At 52.8% G+C, this 23,848-nt stretch carries 18 protein-coding genes; 7 read left to right on the plus strand and 11 right to left on the minus strand.

Going from position 1 to position 23,848, the window contains the following annotated elements; genetic code table 11:
* Positions 1–72 precede the first annotated feature (72 nt).
* From oppF to ACZYUB_RS13280, 6 genes are all read right to left on the minus strand, one after another.
* On the minus strand, positions 73–1,065 hold the full coding sequence (oppF, locus tag ACZYUB_RS13255) for a murein tripeptide/oligopeptide ABC transporter ATP binding protein OppF (RefSeq protein ID WP_463948583.1): 993 nt from the start codon (positions 1,063–1,065) through the stop codon (positions 73–75).
* Positions 1,062–2,045: an oligopeptide ABC transporter ATP-binding protein OppD gene (oppD, locus tag ACZYUB_RS13260; RefSeq protein ID WP_463948585.1), complete on the minus strand. Its 984-nt coding sequence runs from the start codon at positions 2,043–2,045 to the stop codon at positions 1,062–1,064. The genes oppF and oppD overlap by 4 nt, the downstream gene beginning before the upstream one ends.
* 10 nt (positions 2,046–2,055) lie before the next feature.
* Positions 2,056–2,964, minus strand: coding sequence for an oligopeptide ABC transporter permease OppC (gene oppC, locus ACZYUB_RS13265; RefSeq protein ID WP_463948587.1), 909 nt, complete (start codon positions 2,962–2,964; stop codon positions 2,056–2,058).
* 14 nt (positions 2,965–2,978) lie between these two features.
* The gene (gene oppB, locus ACZYUB_RS13270) at positions 2,979–3,899 is read right to left on the minus strand and encodes an oligopeptide ABC transporter permease OppB (protein WP_463948589.1); all 921 of its coding nucleotides are present in this window, start codon (positions 3,897–3,899) and stop codon (positions 2,979–2,981) included.
* A 91-nt stretch (positions 3,900–3,990) separates the two neighbouring features.
* Positions 3,991–5,664, minus strand: a complete 1,674-nt coding sequence (locus tag ACZYUB_RS13275; protein ID WP_463948590.1) for an ABC transporter substrate-binding protein — start codon at positions 5,662–5,664, stop codon at positions 3,991–3,993.
* Positions 5,665–5,890: 226 nt separating this feature from the next.
* On the minus strand, positions 5,891–6,529 hold the full coding sequence (locus ACZYUB_RS13280; protein ID WP_463948592.1) for a YchE family NAAT transporter: 639 nt from the start codon (positions 6,527–6,529) through the stop codon (positions 5,891–5,893).
* A gap of 609 nt (positions 6,530–7,138) precedes the next feature.
* On the opposite strand from ACZYUB_RS13280, the gene adhE reads away from it, so the two are divergent.
* Positions 7,139–9,802 carry a bifunctional acetaldehyde-CoA/alcohol dehydrogenase gene (adhE, locus tag ACZYUB_RS13285; RefSeq protein ID WP_463948594.1) on the plus strand — a complete coding sequence of 888 codons (2,664 nt, stop codon included), beginning with the start codon at positions 7,139–7,141 and terminating at the stop codon, positions 9,800–9,802.
* A gap of 109 nt (positions 9,803–9,911) precedes the next feature.
* Positions 9,912–11,174, plus strand: a complete 1,263-nt coding sequence (locus tag ACZYUB_RS13290; protein WP_463948596.1) for an HD-GYP domain-containing protein — start codon at positions 9,912–9,914, stop codon at positions 11,172–11,174.
* A 78-nt stretch (positions 11,175–11,252) separates the two neighbouring features.
* Here ACZYUB_RS13290 and ACZYUB_RS13295 read toward each other — a convergent pair whose 3' ends face one another.
* On the minus strand, positions 11,253–12,920 hold the full coding sequence (locus tag ACZYUB_RS13295) for a methyl-accepting chemotaxis protein (protein WP_463948598.1): 1,668 nt from the start codon (positions 12,918–12,920) through the stop codon (positions 11,253–11,255).
* 189 nt (positions 12,921–13,109) lie between these two features.
* On the opposite strand from ACZYUB_RS13295, the gene ACZYUB_RS13300 reads away from it, so the two are divergent.
* Positions 13,110–13,589 (plus strand): YchJ family protein, encoded by a 480-nt coding sequence (locus ACZYUB_RS13300; protein ID WP_463948600.1) that lies wholly within the window; start codon positions 13,110–13,112, stop codon positions 13,587–13,589.
* Positions 13,590–13,821: 232 nt separating this feature from the next.
* On the opposite strand, the gene topA is transcribed toward ACZYUB_RS13300, so the two are convergent.
* The gene (topA, locus tag ACZYUB_RS13305; protein WP_463948602.1) at positions 13,822–16,470 is read right to left on the minus strand and encodes a type I DNA topoisomerase; all 2,649 of its coding nucleotides are present in this window, start codon (positions 16,468–16,470) and stop codon (positions 13,822–13,824) included.
* 208 nt (positions 16,471–16,678) lie between these two features.
* Positions 16,679–17,728 carry a protease SohB gene (sohB, locus tag ACZYUB_RS13310; RefSeq protein WP_463948615.1) on the minus strand — a complete coding sequence of 350 codons (1,050 nt, stop codon included), beginning with the start codon at positions 17,726–17,728 and terminating at the stop codon, positions 16,679–16,681.
* 139 nt (positions 17,729–17,867) lie between these two features.
* Here sohB and ACZYUB_RS13315 point away from each other — a divergent pair, with 139 nt between their 5' ends.
* Together ACZYUB_RS13315 and ACZYUB_RS13320 are read left to right on the plus strand one after the other, a co-directional pair.
* On the plus strand, positions 17,868–18,620 hold the full coding sequence (locus ACZYUB_RS13315) for a YciK family oxidoreductase (RefSeq protein WP_463948604.1): 753 nt from the start codon (positions 17,868–17,870) through the stop codon (positions 18,618–18,620).
* 80 nt (positions 18,621–18,700) lie between these two features.
* Positions 18,701–19,666, plus strand: a complete 966-nt coding sequence (locus tag ACZYUB_RS13320) for a LysR family transcriptional regulator (protein WP_463948606.1) — start codon at positions 18,701–18,703, stop codon at positions 19,664–19,666.
* On the opposite strand, the gene ACZYUB_RS13325 is transcribed toward ACZYUB_RS13320, so the two are convergent.
* A complete protein-coding gene (locus ACZYUB_RS13325) occupies positions 19,637–20,815 on the minus strand; it encodes a sugar efflux transporter (protein ID WP_463948608.1) in 1,179 nt (392 codons plus the stop codon). The genes ACZYUB_RS13320 and ACZYUB_RS13325 overlap by 30 nt on opposite strands.
* Before the next feature lie 115 nt (positions 20,816–20,930).
* Between ACZYUB_RS13325 and ACZYUB_RS13330 the strand changes: the two genes are divergently transcribed.
* Together ACZYUB_RS13330 and ACZYUB_RS13335 are read left to right on the plus strand one after the other, a co-directional pair.
* A complete protein-coding gene (locus ACZYUB_RS13330) occupies positions 20,931–22,076 on the plus strand; it encodes a MalY/PatB family protein (protein ID WP_463948609.1) in 1,146 nt (381 codons plus the stop codon).
* 175 nt (positions 22,077–22,251) lie between these two features.
* Positions 22,252–23,235 carry a TAXI family TRAP transporter solute-binding subunit gene (locus ACZYUB_RS13335; RefSeq protein ID WP_463948611.1) on the plus strand — a complete coding sequence of 328 codons (984 nt, stop codon included), beginning with the start codon at positions 22,252–22,254 and terminating at the stop codon, positions 23,233–23,235.
* Positions 23,236–23,312: 77 nt separating this feature from the next.
* Here the strand turns inward: ACZYUB_RS13335 and ppnP are convergent, their stop codons facing one another.
* Positions 23,313–23,594, minus strand: coding sequence for a pyrimidine/purine nucleoside phosphorylase (ppnP, locus tag ACZYUB_RS13340; RefSeq protein ID WP_460883331.1), 282 nt, complete (start codon positions 23,592–23,594; stop codon positions 23,313–23,315).
* Between the last annotated feature and the right edge of the window lie 254 nt (positions 23,595–23,848).

The raw sequence follows: 23,848 nt of genomic DNA on the forward strand, positions 1-23,848 counted from the left end.
GGTTAATCTGCCACTCAGGGTTAAAAAAAGAGCGCCCTAAGGCGCTCTAGCATCGACTCATACCATCATCACTTAAACAGCAACTTTCAAGCAGGAGACGGCATGGTCATCGTTACCCGTGATGCCCGGGCGCGTTTTGGCGCACTCGGGGCCCGCGATCGGACAACGGGTGCGGAACACGCAGCCGGAAGGCGGATTGATGGGTGACGGCAAGTCCCCTTCCAGGATCTGGATGGTCTTGTTGCGCTCCAGATCCGGATCCGGAATCGGCACCGCCGACATCAACGCCTTGGTGTAGGGGTGCAGCGGATTGGAGTAGATCGCCTTGCGGGTTCCCAACTCGACCGCGTTCCCCAGATACATCACCAGCACCCGATCCGAAATGTGCTTTACCACCGACAAATCGTGGGCAATAAACACCAGGGACAACCCCATCTCGGTCTGCAGCTCTTTAAGCAAGTTGACCACCTGCGCCTGGATGGAGACATCCAGCGCCGAAACCGGCTCATCACAGATGATCATCTTCGGCTCGAGGATCAAAGCGCGGGCAATACCGATACGCTGGCACTGGCCACCGGAGAACTCATGCGGATACCGGTTGATAAGATTGGGCAGCAGACCCACCTTCATCATGATGCTCTTGACCCGGTCCATCACCTCGACTTTGCTCAGCTCCGGATAGAAGGTCTGCAGTGGCTCGGCGATGATGTCGCCAATGGTCATCCGCGGATTCAAGGACGCCAGGGGATCCTGGAATATCATCTGGATCTCTTTGCGTTTTTCCCGCAGCTCACGAGCCGGCAGTTTGGTCAGGTCCTGCCCCAGCCAGACCACCTTACCTTCGGTGGCTGGCACCAGACCGATGATGGCGCGAGCAAAGGTGGATTTACCACAACCGGACTCTCCCACCACGCCTAAGGTTTCCCCTTCGTACAACTTGATGGAGACCCCATCCACCGCCTTGAGATTCAGGGCTGGTGACCAGGGCCAGCTTTTGTCGCTTTTGATCTTGAAATGGACCTTGAGGGTATCCACATCCAGCAACAGCTTCTTGTCGCTCATCACGCCTCTCTCCCCTGCTCAATCTCTTCCCAATCCCAATGACAGGCGCGCAGACGGCCATCATGGAAACCTGACAACTCCGGTGCCTTGCTGCGGCAGATATCACTGACCCGATGGCAGCGCTCCTGGAATGGGCAGCCCTTGGGCAAGCGCAGCAAATTGGGCGGATTACCGGGGATAGTCGCCAGAACTTCGCCTTCGCTATCCAGACGCGGGATCGCCTTGAGCAGTCCTTCAGTGTAAGGGTGGGAGGGACGATAGAAGATATCGTTGACCTTGCCGTACTCCATGGTCCGACCGGCATACATCACCAGCACCTTGTCGCACAGACCGGCAATAACGCCCAAGTCATGGGTAATCATGATGATGGCGGTATTGAAGTCACGCTTGAGCTCGTTGAGCAGGGTCATGATTTGCGCCTGGACAGTCACATCCAGTGCCGTGGTCGGTTCATCGGCAATCAGCAGCTTGGGGTTACACAGCAACGCCATGGCAATCATCACCCGCTGACGCATACCGCCCGAGAACTCATGGGGATACATATCCATCCGCTTGCGCGCTTCCGGGATCTTGACCGCATCGAGCATCCGTACCGAGGCTGCATAGGCATCGGCCTTACTCATTCCCTTGTGCAGCAGCAGCACTTCCATCAGCTGGGTACCGACCTTCATATAGGGGTTCAGCGAGGTCATGGGGTCCTGAAAGATCATGGAGATCTTTTCGGCACGGATACGGTTCAGCTCTTTGACCGGCAGGTTGAGGATCTCTTTATCCTCGAACTTGGCCGAACCGGTAATGACACCGTTCTTGGCCAGTAGTCCCATCAGGGCAAAGGCGGTCTGGCTCTTGCCAGAGCCCGACTCTCCGACGATCCCCAAGGTTTCTGCGGCATCCAGCGAGAAATTCAGATCATTGACCGCAACTACGTTCCCTTCCGGGGTTTTAAACTCGACACGCAGATCATTGACAACTAACAGTGACATGACGTGCTCCTTAACGGTCTTTAGGATCCAGGGCGTCACGCAGACCATCACCCAGGAAGTTGAAGCAGAACAGGGTCACCACCATGAAACCCGCCGGGAACAGCAGGTGCCACAATGCGACTTCCATTGATTTGGAGCCCTCATCCAGCAAGGCGCCCCAGCTGGTCATCGGCTCTTGTACACCCAGGCCAAGGAAGCTCAGGAAGGATTCAAACAGGATCATGCCCGGAACCAGCAGGGTCGAGTAGACCACCACGATCCCCAACACGTTCGGCACTATATGCCGGGTGATGATCTTCCACTGGGAGACACCACAGACATGAGCGGCCTCGATAAACTCCTTGCTCTTGAGGCTCAGGGTCTGGCCACGGACAATCCGCGCCATATCCAGCCAGCTGACCGCACCGATGGCGATAAAAATCAGCCACAGGTTACGCCCGAAGAAAGTGACCAGCATGATGACGAAGAACATGAAGGGGAACGCGTAGAGAATTTCCAGCGTCCGCATCATGATCCGGTCCAGACGACCGCCGATGAAGCCGGCTGCAGCCCCATACAGAGTACCGATCACCACGGCCACCAAAGCGCCGAGGATCCCGACCATCAGCGAAATACGTCCACCCATCAAGGTACGGACAAATAGATCGCGACCCAGGCTGTCGGTACCAAAATAGTGGCCGGTTGTTACATCAGGCCCGGTATGCATGGCCCCCCAGTCCGGCTCATCGAATGCATAGGCAGACAACAAGGGGCCCAGGATCACCAGCAGGCTGATGAGGGAAAGAATGATCAGGCTGGCCAGCGCCGCCCTGTTTTTGAAGAAGCGGCGTGCGGCATCTTGCCACAGGGAGCGCCCCTTGATTTCCAGCTCACTCGCAAAGGAGGAGACGGCTTGTTGCTTGGGTTTGCTAAGCACCATATTCCACCTCAGGCTCAGTAGCGGATCTTCGGATCGATGAAGGCATACAGAATATCCACCACCGCGTTAAAGGTGATGGTCAGGGCACCCACCAGAATGGTCAGGCCCAGAACCATGGAGTAATCCCGGTTCAAGGCGCCATTGACGAATAACTGGCCGATACCCGGTAAGCCGAAGATGGTTTCAATCACCACGGAGCCGGTAATGATACCGACAAAGGCTGGCCCCAGGTAGGAGACGACCGGCAGCATGGCCGGACGCAGGGCATGGCGCAGAATGATGTGATGGAGCGGCAACCCCTTGGCCCGCGCGGTGCGGATAAAGTTGGAGTTCATGGTTTCAATCATGCTGCCGCGCATGATGCGCGCAATCGAAGAGATATAGTACATGGTCATGCCGATCACCGGCAGGATCATGAACTGCAGATGGCCACCATTCCAGCCGCCCGCAGGCAACCATTGCAGAGTTATGGCAAAAATCAGCGTCAGAACGGGCGCCAGCACAAACGAGGGCATCACCACCCCGAGCATGGCCAACGACATACTGCCGTAGTCCACCCAGCTATTCTGTCGCAATGCTGCCACGATGCCGAGGCTAACCCCCAGTCCCAAGGCTAGCAAAAAAGCAAAGGAGCCTATGGTGGCTGACACGGGGAGCGCTTTACTCACCAGATCATTCACCGAGAAGTCTTTGTATTTGAACGAAGGACCCAAATCACCCTGCGCAAGGTTGCCCAGGTAGGTCAAATATTGTTGATACACAGGCTTATCCAGCCCGTATTTTTGTTGAATGTTGGCCATGACTTCAGGCGGCAGACCACGTTCAGTCGAGAACGGGTTACCGGGTGCAAACCGCATCATGAAAAATGAAACCGTGATGAGCACCAGCAGAGTCGGAATAGCTTCCAACAGACGTTTTAGTATGAATTTTAACATATCGATTCCGGCACAGGCTTCAAGCCTCGCTTTGCCAAGCAGAAGAAACCCGCCGAGAAGGCGGGTTTCTCATCATGGCTCCAGGAGACTCTTAGTGAGCAATGATATACATGTCCTTGGTGTAGAGGTTATCCAACGGATTGTTGGGGTAACCACCGACATAAGGCTTGACCAGACGAGCAGTCACATACTGGTAGATGTTAGCCAATGGCATATCTTCAGCCAGGATAGCTTCAGCTTCGGCATACAGCTTGTTACGGGCTGCAGAATCAGAAACTTCACGGCTCTTGGCCATCAGTTCATCGTACTTCGGATTGGAGTACTTACCATCGTTGTTACCATGAGTGGTCTGTTTCAGATCCAGCATGGAAGAGGCTTCGTTGTAGTCGGCGATCCAGCCAGCACGAGCTACGTCAAAGTTACCGCCTGACTTGGTTTCCAGGTAGGTTTTCCATTCCTGGTTCACCAGCGCCACGTCGACGCCCAGAGTCTTCTTCCACATAGCAGCAACAGCCACAGCTACCTTCTTATGGTTCTCACTGGTGTTGTACAGCAGTTCAAACTTCAGCGGATGCGCTTCGTCGAAACCAGCTTCTTTGAGCAGCTTCTTGGCTTCTTCGTTGCGTTGTTCCTGGGTCAGCTTGGCATAGGCCGGAGTTGCCGGTACGAAACCGTCCACAAAGTCCGGAACCAGACCATAGCCTGGCTTTTGACCCTGGCCCATGACGGAATCGGCAATCACAGCACGATCGATGGCGAAGGCCAGTGCTTTACGCACACGCACATCATCAAACGGCTTCTTCTTGCAATTGAATTCGTAGTAGTAGGTCCCGACGTAACCGGTGACACGAACTTCATCCGGACGCTCTTTTTGCAAGCGCTTGAATTGTTCGATCGGGGTCTCGTAAGTCATTTCGACTTCACCCGCCAGATAACGGTTCATGTCGGCATTTTGCGACTGGATCGGCAGGTAGGTGACCTTGTTGATGGTGGTGTTCGCATCATCCCAGTAAGTCTTGTTGCGCTCGAGAACAATCTTCTCGTTCACAACCCACTCTTTGAGGTTGTATGCACCGTTGCCAACCAGATTACCTGGTTGAGTCCACTTGTCGCCGTATTTTTCGATGACCTTTTGTGGCTCAGGATAAACAGTGGTGTGAGCCATCATGCTGACGAAGTAGGAGATTGGTTTCTCCAGAGTCACTTCGAAAGTATGGTCGTCAACAGCTTTGACGCCCAGCTCTTCCGGCTTGACCTTGCCATTGATCACGGCAGTGGCATTCACGATACCAGGAGTTTCCAGATACCAGGAATAAGGTGAGCCAGTCTTCGGATCGACCACACGGCGGAATGCGTAGACGAAATCGCCCGCAGTCACAGGATCACCATTGGACCATTTGGCATCTTTACGCAGATAGAAGGTATAAACCTTGTTATCTTTGGTTTCCCAACGTTCAGCGACACCTGGGCGGATTTCACCGTTTGGCCCAGTGGTCACGAGACCTTCATACAGGTCACGTTGAATATTGGATTCGACAGTTCCTTCTGTCTTGGCCGGATCCAGGGTTGCTGGCTCGGCACCGTTACCTTTCACTAATTCTTGAACTGGCGCTAACTTGACGTCTGCCTTGCTCAAAGGCTTGGCAGCCTCTTGCTTGGCGGCAGGAGCTGCTGCTTTGGTTTCTGCTTGTTGTGGCTGTCCACAGCCCCACAGCAGGATGGAAGTAGCAACCGCCATTGCGAGCGCTTTTTTATTATGAGTCATGTCCTTACTCCGTATCAGATTATCCTTGTCGAACTGACCGGCCACAAATGAGCCGAAGGTCAATATTCGAACCAATGAATAATTCCCTGACATGAGCAAGAATGCAATAGATTTTATGGGGATACGCAGGAATGACGGGGCGTTTACAATCCGTTTACCCTGATATGCAGAGTAAACGAATAGTTATCGAGCAAATGCTCATTTTTGGTGCTTGATATGCACCAAATTACATCAACCCCGGGAACATATGTTTCAATCCAGCCACCATGATCTCGATGCCTAGTGACATCATAATCAAACCCATGATCCGGGTGACGACGTTGATTCCCGTTTTGCCCATGACTCGGAACAACAATGGCGCCGCCCGAAAGACAAGCCAGGAGAAGAGTGAAAAGATCACAACCACTAAACTCAGACCAAACAGCTGACTTGGGGTATGGAATTGGCTCGAATAGACAATCGTCGAACTGATCGCTCCTGGTCCGGCCATCAGGGGAAGAGCCAGCGGCACCACGGCGATGGATTCTTTGGCGATGCTCTCGCCCTTTTCTTCCTTGTTATGCTTCACCTCACCCAGTTTGCCTTGCAACATGGACCAGGCAATCAAGGTGATTAGCGAACCACCGGCAATACGGAAGGACGCGATAGATATACCAAACACATCCAGAATAACCTGGCCGCCGAACATCGAAACCCACAGGATGACCATCACCGCGATATTGGCCGTGGTGTTGGTTTTCATCCGTTCCTGCGAACTCTGATGACTGGTCAGGCTGACAAAGACCGGCAACAGGCCGAGAGGATTGATGATGGCCACCAAACCGATAAAAAACTTCAGATAGAGCGAAAAATCCAGATGTTCCATAGCAGGCTCGGCATGTTGAAAACCAACGAACTAAATTATATACGATTTTGAAGCGCGGCGATTATCCAGAACCAAGGATAAAAGGCCAATCAATAAAATTAATCCAGGCCATCCGCATTAGTTTTTTTCATTTAAAGCACTTGAATTCTGTCCGAAAAATGAATTCCATCCACTCGACAGAGACTCGCATCAGCGACGATTTTTTACCCTGAACATGAATATAACCAACAAGTTAAAATTGTGTATCGACTCAGCTAGCGTTTCGGCAACCTACTCATGAGCGAACATATGGATGCCATCCGAGCCCTTAAGGCGCCAAAACTCAGAATCCTTCCTTTTCGGCAAGACCATTTGTCATCCGAGCGCTCGTAACAAGAGTTGAAACAAAATTTCTTTTGTCATTTTACAACAATTGACATGGATCAAGTTGGGCAGGGAAAGCTGCTCCTATAATCCAGTTCGAAAATTGTTTCCTAAGCGACGTACGTAGGAAAATTGTCGTGAAGCCAGCATTGTGTATACTCGTTTTTCGCTGGTCAAACGTCATCACATCTTATTAACGCCAAACATTAGTAAACAGTTTTCAAAAACTCAGTAGGAGAAAACGCTATGGCAGTATCAAACCTTGCCGAATTGGACGAGCTGGTTGCTCGTGTTAAGGAAGCGCAACGTGTTTTCGCTACTTTCTCTCAAGAGCAAGTAGACAAAATCTTCCGTGCCGCCGCTCTGGCTGCCAACAATGCCCGTATTCCGCTGGCCCAGATGGCTGTCGCTGAATCCGGCATGGGTATCATCGAAGACAAGGTTATCAAGAACCACTTCGCCTCCGAGTACATCTACAACAAGTACAAAGATGAAAAGACCTGCGGCATTCTGAGCGAAGACGACGAGTTCGGTACCGTCACCATCGCTGAACCGGTTGGTATCATCTGTGGTATCGTTCCGACCACCAACCCGACTTCAACTGCAATCTTCAAGTCTCTGATTGCGCTGAAGACTCGTAACGCTATCATCTTCTCCCCGCACCCACGTGCCAAGAACTCCACCAATACCGCAGCCAAGCTGGTACTGGATGCAGCGATTGCCGCCGGTGCTCCGGCTGACATCATCGGCTGGATCGATCAACCGTCTGTTGAACTCTCCAACGCCCTGATGAAGCACAACGACATCAACCTGATCCTGGCCACCGGTGGCCCAGGCATGGTGAAGGCCGCTTACTCCTCTGGTAAGCCGGCTATCGGTGTTGGTGCCGGTAACGTTCCTGTTGTTATCGATGAGACCGCTGATGTGAAGCGTGCTGTTGCTTCTATTCTGATGTCCAAGACCTTCGACAACGGTGTGGTTTGTGCGTCTGAACAAGCCGTTATCGTCGTCGACAGCGTCTACGAACAAGTGAAAGAACGTTTTGCCAGCCACAAGGGCTATGTTCTGTCCAAGGAAGAAGCCGACAAGGTTCGCAAGATCATCCTGATCAACGGCGCCATGAACGCAGCTATCGTTGGTCAACCTGCCACCAAGATTGCCGATATGGCCGGTGTCAAGGTTCCTGCTGATACCAAGATCCTCATCGGTGAAGGCGTCAAGGTTTGCGAAGAAGAAGAATTCGCTCACGAGAAACTGTCCCCGACTCTGGGTATGTTCCGTGCCAAGAACTTCGAAGAAGCTGTCGACATGGCCTGTGATATGGTCAACCTCGGCGGTATCGGTCACACCTCTGGCCTGTACACCGACCAGGACTTGAACGCCGATCGCGTGAAGTACTTCGGTGACAAGATGAAGACCGCACGTATCCTCATCAACACCCCTACCACTCACGGTGGTATCGGTGACCTGTACAACTTCGCAATGGCTCCTTCCCTGACTCTGGGTTGTGGTTCATGGGGTGGTAATTCCATCTCCGAAAACGTTGGTCCTAAGCACTTGATCAACAAGAAGATGGTCGCTAAACGGGCTGAAAATATGCTGTGGCACAAACTTCCGAAATCTGTTTATTTCCGTCGTGGTTCTCTGCCGATCGCTCTGAGCGATCTGGAAGGTAAGAAGCGCGCCATGGTGGTCACCGACCGCTTCCTGTTCAACAACGGTTATGCCGATGAGCTGGTTCGCCTGCTGAAGGGCATGTCCATGGAAGTGGAAGTATTCTACGAAGTAGAAGCTGACCCGACTCTGTCTATCGTCCGTAAGGGCGCCGAGATGGCCAACTCCTTCAAGCCGGACGTGATCCTGGCTCTGGGTGGTGGTTCACCAATGGACGCCGCCAAGATCATGTGGGTAATGTACGAACATCCGAACACTGCCTTCGAAGATCTGGCCATGCGCTTCATGGACATCCGTAAGCGTATCTACAAGTTCCCGAAGATGGGTCAAAAGGCCGAACTGGTCTGTATCACCACCACTTCCGGTACTGGTTCAGAAGTTACTCCGTTTGCCGTAGTTACTGACGACGCCACTGGCGTGAAGTACCCACTGGCCGACTACGAGCTGACTCCGAACATGGCTATCGTTGACGCCAACCTGGTTGCCAACATGCCGAAGTCCCTGTGTGCGTTCGGTGGTGTTGATGCCGTGACTCACGCCATGGAAGCCTATGTATCCGTTATCGCTAACGAATACTCTGACGGCCAGGCTCTGCAAGCTCTGAAGATGCTGAAGGAATACCTGCCTTCCAGCTACAAGAACGGCAAGGCTGACATGGTTGCTCGTGAGAAGGTTCACAATGCCGCTACCATCGCCGGTATCGCATTCGCCAACGCCTTCCTGGGTGTGTGCCACTCCATGGCCCACAAGCTGGGTGCTGAATTCCACATTCCGCACGGTCTGGCAAACGCTCTGTTGATCAGCAACGTGATCCGTTACAACGCGAACGACAACCCGACCAAGCAGACTGCGTTCTCCCAGTATGACCGTCCACAAGCGCGTCGTCGTTATGCCGAAGTGGCTGACCATCTGGGTCTGACTGCTACCGGTGACCGCACTGCAGCCAAGATCGAGAAGCTGCTGGCCTGGCTGGATGGCCTGAAGAAGGATCTGGACATCCCGATGTCCATCCGCGAAGCAGGCGTACCGGAAGAGAAGTTCCTGGCTGCTGTCGATAAGCTTTCTGTCGAAGCCTTCGATGACCAGTGCACCGGCGCCAACCCGCGCTACCCGCTGATCAGCGAGCTGAAGCAGGTTCTGCTCGACTCCTACTATGGCCGTCCTTATGTTGAAGGTTCTGCTGTTGTAGTTGAAGCCAAAGAAGAAAAGAAAGAAGAAGGTAAGAAGAAGAAGTAATTCTTCCCTTTATTACCCGTGAATAGGAAGGCCCGCACATTGTGCGGGCCTTTCTTTTGCCTGACAGCCACAGATTTGCTAGTTTCATCAGATATGGCTGGAGGAATTAATGAGCGATATATCAGTCCCAATTGCTGACTTACGAGTAGGGCATTACGTCAAACTACCGCTGAGTTGGAAACAGCATCCGTTTTTATTCAGCTCATTTCGCATCAAGGACGAGTCGCAGCTGCAGATCATTCAGAATATCGGGTTGCGCGAGATCATCGTCGATCCAGATAAGAGTACAGTGGAGGTCATTATCACCCCTGTGGTGACAGAAGCGACCACTGTAGCCCCCGATCTCGAGCCGAAACCAGACCCACAGAAAGTCGAACAACAGCAACTGCGGCGCTCGATTCGTAGTGCGGAGAAAGCCTTTACCAATTCGGTATCGCCGCTGCGTGAATCGCTATCCCAATTGAACTTGAAGCCGGACGAGGGGCTTGGCACAGTCGCCGAGCTGGTGCGTAATGCCGGACTCCATCTAAGCCAGCAGGAGGGCCCCGTCGGCTTTCATCTGGTACGCATCGTCAATCAAGCCGATAGCCTGCTGCTGCATAGTCTGAATGTGGCGTTTATCGCCATGCTGATCGCCAAAGAAGCCGGCTGGAGCCCGCTGGAGATCGAGGATGCCGGCCTTGCTGGCTTGGTACATGACATCGGTGAAATCAAGATCCCGAGCCAAATTACCCGCAAGCGCACCGAGCTCAGTAAGGCTGAAATCAATTACCTGCGGATGCATGTGCAATATGGCTACGAGCAATTGACCAACTTGAATGCCTTCTCGCTGAAAGTACGGCAAGCCGCATATCAGCACCATGAAAGGCTGGATGGCTCTGGCTATCCGCAGGGGCTCAAGGGCGATCAACTGGACCCGCTGTCGCGCCTCATCGCCGTCGTGGACAGCTATGATGAGCAATTGCACCCGCGCAATGCAACCCGCCCCGGGATCCCCAATCAAATCATCTCGGGACTCTTCAAACGTGCGAGCAAGCAGCTGGACAGCGGCTTTATGCAGCTACTCATCAAGGTCATGGGCGTCTATCCTCCCGGCAGCTTGGTCTTGCTCAGCGATGGCACCTTGGCGCTGGTGATGTCCAGTGAACCAGGTGCTCCGCTCAAGCCCTGTGTCTTGCCATTCACCAAAGGAAGAGTCCAGGAGGGGGTTGATCTGATTAACCTGAAGGATGACGACAGAACGATCAGCAAAGTGGTGGATTATGAAGAGCTAACCCCACCCCAACGGGAGTTTTTTAGCCTCGGCAAACACTACTGTTACTATTTTTCTACCTTTACGCCTCCGGGAGAGCCCTCCGTCACCCCCGAGTGAACACCTCATTGCGGATGATTCATTCAGCGCAAAAGAACAAGGGGGCTAGGCCCCCTTGAAAACAAGAAACACCTCGTACTAGTAGCGAAACCGCATCACCAACTCTTTAAGGTGATGGCCGGTATCCGCCAGATCCCGGGTCGTCAACTCCGACTCTTCGGCCGCCAGCGACAACTGCTCGACGATGTGCTGGATGGCCACCAGATTGCGGTTGATCTCTTCGGATACCGCATTCTGCTCCTCGGCCGCCGTCGCAATCTGCAGATTCATATCATTGATGGTATCCACGGCTGCCGCGACGCCATCCAGAGAATGGGATATCTGGGCGGTTTCATGCACCGTGTGTTTGCTGTGCTCCTGACTGGTCGTCATCACCTGCACCGCCTCGGACACACCAGCCAGCAAGCGTTGCAGCATATTATTGATTTCCAGCGTGCTCTGCTGGGTTCGTCCGGCCAGAGAACGCACTTCATCGGCAACCACCGCAAAACCTCGGCCTTGCTCGCCGGCGCGAGCCGCCTCGATAGCGGCGTTCAGCGCCAGTAGATTGGTTTGCTCGGCAATGCTGCGGATCACCTCGACCACAGAGCCAATCTTGCTAGTCTCCTGCGCCAACTGCTCGATGACCTGAGAAGCTTGATCCACTTCATTGACCAACTCGTTGATGCTCCGTGAGGCCGTGGCGACGACGCCCCGCGCGGCCGCCGCTTCATGGCTAGCAGCTGAGGTGGCCGTGGCCGCATTCGCCGCACTGGAGGCCACTTCTTGCGCCGTAGAACTCATCTCGGTGACCGCGGTGACCACCTGTTCGGTTTCGCGACGGTGGCCTTGCATTTGCTGGATAAACTGGCCGGAAGAGGCTTTGAGCCGCTCCGAGACCTCAAATACATGCTGACTGGTAGTACCGACTTGCGCCACCACGCCCTGCACTCGCTCTACGAAATGGTTGAATGCGCGACTCAACTCCCCCACTTCATCCTTACTGGTACTGTGCAAACGTCGGGTCAAATCCCCTTCGCCATGAGCAATATCATCCAGTGCGTGTACGACAGCTTCCAAAGGCTGGGAGATCCGATTACCAATAATCGCCGTTACTCCGGTGGTAAACAGTAGAACCAAGAGTGAGATCAATAAATTTCGTTGAATAGCCGTATGTAATTCTTGCTCGGCAATCGTCCGTTGTGCAGCCAGTTGGGCTTCAATATCGTCAATATAGAATCCAGTACCGACAATCCAGTTATATTTATCCAGCGCTTTACTGAAGCTCAGCTTGGCGACCGCTTTATTCACTGAAGGCTTATGCCATTGGTATTGGGTATAGCCATCGCCGGAACGTGCTGCGGCTATAATATTTTGTATGAATAATTTGCCATCGGCATCTTTCAGATTGGCCAAATTTTTACCTTCTAGTTCCGGCTTTGGGCCGAGAACCTGGTTGACACCGTTAAAGTCATAGACGAAAAAATAGCCATCCGCATCGTAACGCAAATCGCGCAAGACACTTTTCACTCGCTCACGAGTGTCGGGAGTGTCTGCGTCTTGATAAATTTTTGCAATCGAGCTCTCTGCCAATGCCAGATATTTAACTAATATCTCTTTCTTCTCAGTGAGCAATTGCGTCTTTAATAAGGTTTGTTTTTCTTCAAGCTGTGCTTGACCTAAAAAATAGTTGGTCAAGTTCATCACGACCACAACCAGAATCAAAGAGATGGCGGCCAAGCTGACTATTTTGGTCTTGATCTTCATAAAACCTATCCTTGTTTCATATGACTACGCATGTAACTCGACCTATCGAGTACTACCATTCCATTATGCCGTCCAATAGGCGCGATATTGTTGCATCGACGCGCATTACGTATTGAAAACTGATTTTTATCTGTTGTTTTGGGAGCTGTCTCTTATAATTTCAATCCCTTTACGACACCGGAATCCGTCATGTCTCTTTGTCCTTGTCGCAGTGGTCTGCCCCTCGAGGAGTGTTGTCATCCCTATCTAACCGGGGATTACCAAGCTCCCACACCCGAGCGACTGATGCGCTCACGATTTAGTGCCTTCACTCTGCATGAATGGCCTTACATTTTGCGAACCTGGCATCCCGAGCACAGACCCGCTTGCAGTATCGCCGAATTAGCAGCAGAGGCTGAAGAGACACAGTGGGTCAGCTTAACGGTATTAGCCAGTGGACAAGACCTTGGCACCCATAGCGGTTGGGTTGATTTTTGTGCCTATTATCGCGATGCGACCGGGTTACATATTCATCATGAATTATCTTCCTTTGTGCGCGAGCAAGAGCAATGGTTTTATACACAAGGGAGGTTTTTACCTGTACCCGCAGAATTAAAATTAAAGCCTAATATGCCGTGCCCTTGCGGCAGTGGAATTAAATACAAGAAATGTTGCACCATTATTAAATAATAATGGTCACTGGGCATTTAAAGACAAGAGAATCCATTATTAATCATCTGGTGTTTATGGGGTATTTTATCTATCTATTGATAAAGACATATACACAACCCACCGATTAGGTAGCAATAAATTAATTAGAATACCACTACCAATTAAAACATTGCTTCAATAACCGAAAAGACAAGGGAGGCACACTGTGCCTCCCTTGTTTAAATCTCGACATATTACCCATTATGACGATTTATTTTTTATCATCCGTTTTTTTGCTGCTCTTGGCTTCAGCCACCGACCAGCGGCCGGCGGAATAAAACGCCGTCCAACCTGTCGCCTTGCCATTCACCTCGGTCATCACATATTGCTCCTTGGTTTTGCGGCTAAAACGAACAATCGCCGGATTACCTTCCGGATCCGCCACAGGAGCATCGGCCAAATATTGATGTTTCGGTGCCAGACGATCCTTGAAGCGTTTCAACTCCGAAACCAGTGGGGCTCGGGTTTCACGGGACTTCGGGAAATTGCTCGCGGCGAGGAACAAGCCGGCAGCGCCATCACGCAGCACAAAATGCGCATCGGATTGTGTGCACTTGAGCTCGGGCAAGGGAACTGGATCCTCCTTGGGTGGAGCTATATCACCGTTGCGCAGGATCTTGCGGGTATTCTTGCAACTCTCGTTGCTGCAGGCCATGAACTTGCCAAAGCGTCCAGTCTTGAGCTGCATTTGCGAGCCACAGCGTTCACAATCGATCACCGGGCCTTCATAGCCTTTAAGGCGGAACTGTCCCTGTTCAATCACATAGCCATCGCAATCCGGATTATTACCACAGACGTGCAACTTACGGGTTTCATCAATCAGATAGGAGTCCATCGCCGTGCCACAGACAGGGCAGCGGCGCATGGCACGTAACGCATTGACCTCGCCCTCATCCGAGTCAGCGGCAATAAACTCATCACCCGGCACCAGGTTGATGGTCTTCTTGCAACGCTCTTTGGGCGGCAAGGCGTAACCAGAACAACCCAAAAACACCCCGGTGGTCGCAGTGCGGATCCCCATTTTTCGGGCGCAGTCCGGACAGTCGATATCCGTCAGAATCATCTGATTGCTGCGCATGCCACCCTCAGCCGCATCGGATTCCGCTTTATCCAGAGTCGCCTTGAAGTTGCGGTAGAAGTTATCCAACTGCACCTTCCATTCCAGCTCACCTTCGGCAATCTCATCCAGCGAGTTTTCCATCTGTGCGGTGAAGTCGTAACTCATCAGATTACTGAAGCTTTCCACCAGACGCTCGGTGACGATTTCACCCATTTTCTCGGCATAGAAGCGGCGATTTTCCACCTTCACATAGCCACGCTCCTGAATGGTGGAGATGATGGCCGCATAGGTGGAGGGCCGACCAATACCACGTTTTTCCAGCTCCTTGACCAGTGCCGCTTCGGTAAAACGGGCTGGCGGCTTGGTGAAGTGTTGCTTGGGATCCAGGGCGATCAGTGCCAGTTCATCACCGGCGGCAACGGCTGGTAACTCGATATCATCCCCCTTGCGTCCCATCGCCGGCAGAGCCTTGGTCCAACCGGCAAAACGCAGGATACGTCCCTTGGCACGCAGTTCATAGTTCGCGGCGGCCACGGTCAATGTGCTGGAGTCGTATTGTGCCGGGGTCATCTGACAAGCGACAAACTGACGCCAGATCAGGTCATACAGGCGAACCGCATCCGCTTCCATGTCCTCGATCTTCTCGGCCCGCAAGCGCACGCTGGAAGGACGAATGGCTTCGTGCGCTTCCTGGGCATTGGCCTTCGAGCCATACACTAACGGTGCCTCAGGCAAATAATCGGCACCAAACTCCTGCAGGATGTAGTCACGAACCGATTCGACCGCTTCCTGACTCAGGTTGGTGGAGTCAGTTCGCATGTAGGTGATGTAACCCGCTTCGTACAGACGCTGGGCCATCATCATGGTTTTCTTAACCCCATACCCCAAACGGGTACTGGCCGCCTGTTGCAACGTCGAGGTGATAAAAGGTGCCGACGGCTTGCTGCTGGTCGGCTTATCCTCGCGCCCGACCACATGGTAGCGGGCTGATTGCAGCACATCACAGGCACGCTTGGCATCCGCCTCGACCGCAGGGTTATAAGCGGCGCCATCGCAGCTCACCACCTGCATGCGCAGCGCATTCTTAGCTTGAGTCCGCAGATCGGCATGTACGTCCCAGTACTCTTCCGGGACAAAGGCCTTGATCTCGCGCTCTTTTTCGACGATCAGACGCACCGCGACCGACTGCACTCGTCCAGCCGACAAACCGCGCGCCAGTTTTTTCCATAACAGCGGCGATACCATATAGCCGACGACCCGATCGAGGAAGCGACGCGCCTGCTGGGCATTGACGCGATCCTGATTGAGAATACCGGGTTGGGAGAAGGCTTCTTGAATCGCGCTCTTGGTAATTTCGTTGAACACCACCCGCTTGAAGCGAGTCTCATCGCCACCGATCAGTTCCCGCAGGTGCCAGGCAATGGCTTCCCCTTCGCGGTCCAAGTCGGTTGCCAGATAGATGGTGTCGGCTTTTTCGGCAAGACTCTTGAGCTCATTCACCACCTTCTCTTTGCCCGGCAACACCTGGTAGCGGGCGGCCCATCCATGTTCCGGATCTATCCCCATGCGGGAAACCAGAGACTGGTAGTCGCGCTCAGCTTTCTCGGCATCTGTCATGCCTTTGCTACTTTTGCGAACGACCGGTTTTTTCTCTTCTTTTTCCGTCGTACTTGCAGAGCCGCTGGTTGGCAGATCACGCACATGACCGATACTCGACTTCACAATGAAGTCCTTACCCAGATATTTGTTGATAGTCTTGGCCTTGGCCGGGGACTCAACAATCACCAGTGATTTGCCCATAGACGCTTACTCTGTCCTTAATGACGCTGGCTGAAAAACAGTATGATGCCGCTCAGTTGGCGGCATCGGTTATTTATTAAAATGGAAGGCGAATCGCTCGGACGCAACCTTTTTTATTCGACAAACCGGGATGCGTTAATTTTATGTGCGGCTTGATGAGAGAATTTCAAGCTCGCCATCTCCCCATCCTGAACCGGCACCCTAACGACTAAAACGGAAGGCGCAGACGCTGCAGCACCCCCAGCACCGCCTGCTCCAGCAGGCTTGCCGTCTGCTGGCCAAAACGCTCGCCAAGCCCTTTATGGATCTTGTAGTGCACTTTAACCACTTGTTTTTTCTCATAATGCTCGACCAGGTAATCATCGCTGGTACGCAGCTCATCCACCAGATTCAACTTCAACGCTTCAGTGGCTAACCAATGTTCGCCGGTTGCCACTCGATCCAGTTCGATGCGGGGGCGATTTTTAGCCACAAACTGGCGGAATTGTTGATGAACAGATTCCAGCTCTTCACGAAACTTTTGCCGCCCCTGTTCATCATTTTCACCAAACAGGGTCAGCGTCCGTTTGTATTGTCCCGCGGTATGTTGCTCATAATCGATATCATGCTTTTGCAACAGACGGTGGAAATTGGGTAATTGCGCCACCACACCAATCGAGCCCACGATAGCAAATGGAGCCGCAATAATATGTTGTGCCACACAGGCCATCATATAGCCGCCGCTGGCCGCTACCTTGTCGATCGCCACGGTCAGATGCAGGCCGTGATCCCGCAGACGTTGTAACTGGGAAGCACAGAGTCCATAGCCATGTACCACGCCCCCACCCGACTCGACGCGGACCAGAACCTGATCCTGACCTTCGGCCAGCGCCAGAACGGCAGTCACTTCCTCACGCAGATTAGCAACCTCCTTGGCTTCCATTCCACCCTTGAAATCGATGACGAATAATCTCGGTTTCACCTCAACGGCTTGTTTCTTCGCCGCCTTGAGCTCTTTTTTACGCTGCTTGTTGTGCGCTTTGGCCTGCTCGTCATTCAACAAGGCTAACTGCAGATGTTCGCGGGTTTGCTGATACTCTTCAGATAAATCCTGTAACTCGAGCTGTCCCTTGCGCGCTTTTTGCCGCGCCGCCATGGTCAGGACAAACGCCAACAGGGCGCCAATCGCCACAATCAGGATCAAGCTCTTGGCCGTAAACAGCAGAAAAGCGTAGAAATAGTCCAAATTTGACTCCAGGATGACGGGAAACCGGCCCATTCTACGAACTTTTTGCCACTTGGCAAAATTCGTTGCCATATCCCATGAATTTTCCAGTCAAATTCACGGGAATCTCTGGCGACCGATACGGCAAACTGTTTACACTTGAGCGTCAAAATCAGGAGGAGTCGTTGCTAACATGTTGAACTATCAAGCAGATCCTGAGTTGTTACGCAATAAAGTCATTCTGGTGACCGGCGCCAGTGACGGTATTGGTAAAGAAGCGGCGTGGACCTATGCGCGCCATGGCGCTCAACTGGTATTGCTGGGCAGGAGTCAGAATAAGCTCGATCGGCTCGCCTCTATGATTGAGCATGAGACCGGGCTCTTGCCAGTGGCCTATGCATTGGATTTTCTCACCGCAGGCCCACAGGAGTATCATCAACTGGCAGAGCAGTTAACCAGCACCTTTCATCGATTGGATGGCCTGCTGCTGAACGCCGGTATACTGGGCACATTAGGTCCTCTCGAGCAAGCCGATCCTCAGGAGTGGCAACAAGTGCAGCAGGTCAATGTGACCGCAGCCCTACTGCTGATCCAGGCGCTGCTACCTCTGCTGCGCCGCAGCCCCGCCGCCGCCATACTCTTTACTTCATCCGGTGTTGGCCGGCGTGGCAGAGCAAACTGGGGCGCCTATTCCGTATCCAAGTTTGCAACCGAAGGATTGATGCAGGTGTTGGCCGATGAATTGGCCACGACTCATATCCGAGTCAATGCGATCAATCCTGGTGCCACACGTACCGCCATGCGTGCCAAAGCCCGTCCGGATGAGGATCCAGGCTGTTTGCCCGCGCCCGCGACTCTGATGCCCGTCTACCTTTATCTGATGAGTAACGATGGCCGAAGCGTGCATGGTCAGAGTGTGGATGCACAACCGCCGCGAAACGGGTAACTTATTATCTGCAGCGCCTAGAGTTCTCTAGACTAGTAATGGAACACCGCTGTTCCGTTTGATATGGAATCCCACGCATTATGTTTCGACCCAAGAGCACACTTGAGCAATGGCGAATTTTTCAGGCCGTCGTCGAATTTGGCGGTTATGCACAGGCCGCCGAGAAGCTGAATAAAAGTCAGTCATCGCTGAACCATGCGGTTGCTAAATTGCAACAGACCCTGGGTGTCGCATTGCTGGAAGTACGTGGCCGCAAAGCCTTTTTGACCGAAGAGGGTGAGGTATTCCTGCGCCGGGCAAAACAGCTGACCCAGCAAATGGAAGAGCTGGAGTTGCTGGCGTTCAACATTCATCAAGGTTGGGAAGCCGAGATCCGGCTCGCCGTCGAACTGGTCCACCCCCGCCCGCTGATCAATAGGGCTCTGCAACTCTATTATCCCAAGTCACGCGGCACACAATTGCAGCTGATGGATACCGTCCTCACCGGCTCTCAGGACGCCATTTTAGAGCAACAAGCCGATTTGGTGATCACAGGCCATGTGCCTAAGGGTTTCCTCGGCGAACCCCTGGCCGAAATCACCCTGTTACCCGTCTGTCATCCCCTGCATCCACTGGCCAGAATTACCACCGGCCTAGCACAGGCGGATCTGAGCCAGGAGTTACAGATCGTCATCAAGGATACCGGCAAAAATCCGCAGGAATTGACCGGCTGGCTCAAGGCTGAACAGCGATGGACGGTGAACAATTTTCATGAGGCAATTGGCATTTTGCTGTCCGGGCTCGGCTTTGCCTGGCTGCCTATCCATTTAGTTGAACCCTTGCTGCAACAGAACCGGCTGCATCGGATCCAGTTGCGGGAAAGCAGTGCACGCAAGTTCTTCACCCACCTGGTAGTTCCGAACCCGGAACGCCTCGGCCCAAGCGCATCGCGACTACTGGAGTGTCTACGCAGCAGCCACAAGCTGCAGCAGCCGGAATTGGCGACCCGAGCCAGCATTGAACTCCCCCAGGTCGAATTATCGGACAGCACGCACACGCCAGAGTAGAACCATAGCCAACGCCGTCACCGCGATGGCCAGGACAAACACGCCAAAATAACTCCAATACTCCGCAATCAAACCGGCCAATAAGCCTGCAAGGATAGCCCCGGAGCGAATACTGTTGGTGAACAGGGTTGTCGCCTGACCCAACTGGCCCGGCATCAGATCCTGGAAGTAAATCATCCCCAGCCCCGCCAATATGCCGATGAATAACGCATTGGCCACTTGCAGCGCTAACAGTGCCTGCGGTGAGCTGAAACTGGACATCCCGACGTAAAAACAGCAACCGGCCAGTGCCGCCACGAACAACATAGGTTTCTTACCCCAGCGGGCACTAAGATAGCCGGCTACCAGCATGATCGGGATCTCCAGTGCGGCAGCAGTCCCCATCATCCAACCGGCAAGTCCTTGCGATAGATGCAATTCCCGGGAGACATAGAGCGGCATATTGATGAGATACATGCTGTTGCACATCCACAGCAGGGTCGAGGCGAAAAATAACCAGCGGACATCCCGACTATGACGAAATCCCGCCAGCTCAACACGGGAGCCAGCCAGCGGTAATGGGCTATTCGGTAACCCCCACCATACCAGCACCACACTGCACAGATAGACTCCGGCCCCGAGTAAGAACAACCAGGTAAAACCCGCGTGGATCGAAACCGCAAAGGCCAACGGCGGACCCAGCACCCAGGCCAGGGAGAACTGGGCTCGCATCAGCGAAGTAAACATGACGCTTCGTTCACCACGCGCATCACTATGCTCACGAGCCAGTGCGAATAATTGCGGTGATGCGGTGGCGCCAATACTCAGCAACACAATCCCCAAGCTCACCAGCACCCAGAAATTACGGCTCAATGCGAACACCAGACACGCCAGGATCCCGAACGAGAGACAAAACTGGATCAGTTTTTTCCTGCCACCCTGACGATCCGAATAGCGAGCTAGCGAGTGGCTAAGCAGGATCCCGGCCAGCGCATTGCAGGTATAAAAGCAGCCAACCGCAAATGGACTAGCGCCGACTTGCTCGGTCAAGAACAAACTCATGGTCGGCACGAAAAGGGCGGCGCCAGTTCCCGACAAGAAGGTCACCGCCATAAAGACCAGCAGTGTCCGGTTGAAATGCAGGCCCCAGCGGTTACTGATGCGCGACATATAATCTCCGATAATAGCCCTGACGCCTTTCCTCGCATGGAATTCACCACACCATGGGTTGCCGTCGTTCAGAATTCTTTTTACAGTGTCACTTTCCCCTGCCAGTGAGAGTGACATGTTTGATTTCGATGGAGTGATTGATCGCCGCGGCACACAAAGCCTGAAGTGGGATAAATATGGCGATAAAGACATTCTACCACTATGGGTTGCAGATACCGACTTCCAAGCTGCCCCCGCTATTCTTGAAGCCTTGCATCAGCGGATTGATCATGGCGTATTTGGTTACAGTCGCCCCTCCCCGCGCTTGATAAAACTGATCCTGGAACGCATGCATTCCCTGTACGGTTGGCAGGTTGAAGCCGACTGGTTGTTGTTCATGCCAGGTGTCGTTCCCGGACTGAATTTCGCCTGCAAAGCCTGGTGCCGGCCAGAGCGCAGCATCATCAGCCCGACCCCGGTTTATTATCCGTTCCTGAATGCCCCAGGCTATAACGAACGTCGCATCAGTCATCTGCCGATGCAACTGGTGGCCGATCGTTGGTTGCCCGATTTTGAACGACTCGAGCAGTTGGCCGTTGATGCTGACCTGCTGTTGCTATGCAACCCCCATAACCCTGGCGGAACTGTCTTTACCCGAGCCGAGCTGGAGCGCATCGCAGACATTGCCGAACGACACCAGGTGACCGTTTGTTCCGACGAAATCCATTGCGACCTGCTTCTGGATAAAGACGCTCGCCATATTCCCTTTGCCAGCCTCTCCGCCGCCGCAGCTCAGCGCAGTGCTGTGCTGATGGCACCGAGTAAGACCTTCAACATTGCCGGTCTCTGCTGCTCATTTGCCATCATTCCCAATCCGACCCTGCGTCACAAGTTGCAACAGTCGATGCGCGGCTTGATGGCCGACAACAATCTCCTCGGCTTTATCGCTGCAGAAGCCGCCTATGCCGAAGGGGAAGAATGGCTGGCCGCTCAGCTGGAATACCTGCGGGATAATCGCGATCTGCTGATGCGCGAGCTAGGCTCCTTGCCCGGGGTGAAAATTGCTCATATCGAAGCCACCTATCTGGCCTGGATCGATGTCTCCGGTCTCAAGTTGGAAAATCCGATTGCCAGCTTTGAAGCGGGTGGCGTCGGTCTCTCACCTGGAGCCCAGTTCGGCGATGGCAATTTTATTCGCCTCAATTTTGGCTGCTCCAGAGAGCTGCTGACCGAAGCCATCCGCCGGATGCGTCAGGTCATTCTGGCACGAATCCGCGACTAAACAGCCATGTCAGAGGTTGCGGCATGCCGCAACCTCTACTCTTGCTCAATCAGCGGGTTATTCGTGCGTCATCTATCATTACATTGCATTAGCCCGATAACCCCGTTAAGGTTTGGCTGATTGCGCTTGCCTAAATCACTCAGTAAGTCGAAGCAGTCTCAGCTTAAGGAATGCCATGACCATGCGTAGATTTTTCTGCCGTGTACTATCCGCAGCCATTGTCGCCAGCGCGCTGCCCGCAGTAGCCCTCGCCGCACCACAAGCCTCCTCGCTTATTATTGCTACCGGAAGCGTAACGGGCGTCTATTATCCGGCAGGCGGGGCTGTATGTCGGCTCATCAATAAAACATCAGGCCCATTGAAACTTCGATGTTCAGTTCAAGCAACCAGTGGCTCTATCTATAACCTGCAGGCACTTCGTGCTCACAAAGTGAATTTAGCCGTTGTACAGTCTGACGCCCAGATGGCAGCCCTTAAAGGGCAAGGAGAATTTACTCCGACTGGAGCTGATAGTGAGCTACGCAGCTTATTTGGCCTCTATGTTGAACCCTTAACAATAGTCGCCAGACAGGATGCCAATATTCAGCAATTAGATGATTTACCCGGCAAGCGCGTCGACATTGGCAACCCTGGCTCAGGCGATCGCAGCACCATGGATATATTGATTCATAGCCAAGGCTGGGACCTCGAAACCTTCTCCGAAATTTCCGAGCTCAAAGGCGCCGAAAGAGCCCAAGCGCTGTGTGATAACAAGATCGATGCCTTTGTCTACGTGGTCGGTCATCCAAGTGGCACCATTAAAGAGGCAAGTAGTAGTTGCAATATTAACTTGGTCGAAATATCGGGTACTGGTGTTGATAAGTTATTATCGGCTCATCCTGAATACAGTAAAACCATTATTCCAGGCCAACTCTATCGCGGCGCAGATCAAGATATTCCGTCGTTTGGTGTCTCAGCAACTCTGGTCACAAATAGCCAGTTGCCGGACGATATTGCCTATCAATTGGTGAAGGCTGTGTTTGATAATTTTGAGCAGTTCAAGCGACTTCACCCGGCATTTTCACAATTAAATAAACAACAAATGGTCAGCCAAGGTCTCTCCGCACCATTACATCCGGGAGCAAAACGTTACTTCATCGAGGCCGGGCTGATCAAATAAACGATTCATAATTTGGAATCCTGTGAACATAAAAAAAGCGGCACCCAGTGCCGCTTTTTTATTTTAAATTAGCACTATTATTTGAACTCACACAAATAAGCAGTTTCTTCATTCACTTGCAGTTGGAATGCACTATTACCTGGCACATCAAACTGCTCACCAGCACCAAATGTAACCCATTGATCCTGCTCAGGCAGCAGAACTGTCAAGGCGCCGCGGATAACTACCATCAACTCGGGTGCACCGGTATTAAAGGTATATTCACCCGGAACCATAACACCAACCGTTGCCTTACCTGCGGTGTTGGTAAAACCAATCGATTTTACCTGCCCTTCAAAATATTCATTCACTTTTAACATGCATCTGCATCCTTGTTTGCATTAGTCGAGCTGGAGTGTGGGATTAAGCTCCCAGCATCCTTCATTCAGGGAGGGCCTATTATGACAAGCTTCATACTCGGATCAAGGGGGCTTAGGGCTTTCATTTTTAATGGCGGAAGCAATGCTCAGTCCCCAAAATGGTCTTTATGATAGAGGCATCAGGGCCCTTAAAAATAAATACAAAAAAGCCCCGATATTGCTATCGGGGCTTTTGTTGACTTCTCGGTCTAATT

Source organism: Pseudaeromonas sp. HNCC25DJ182 (assembly GCF_055413365.1).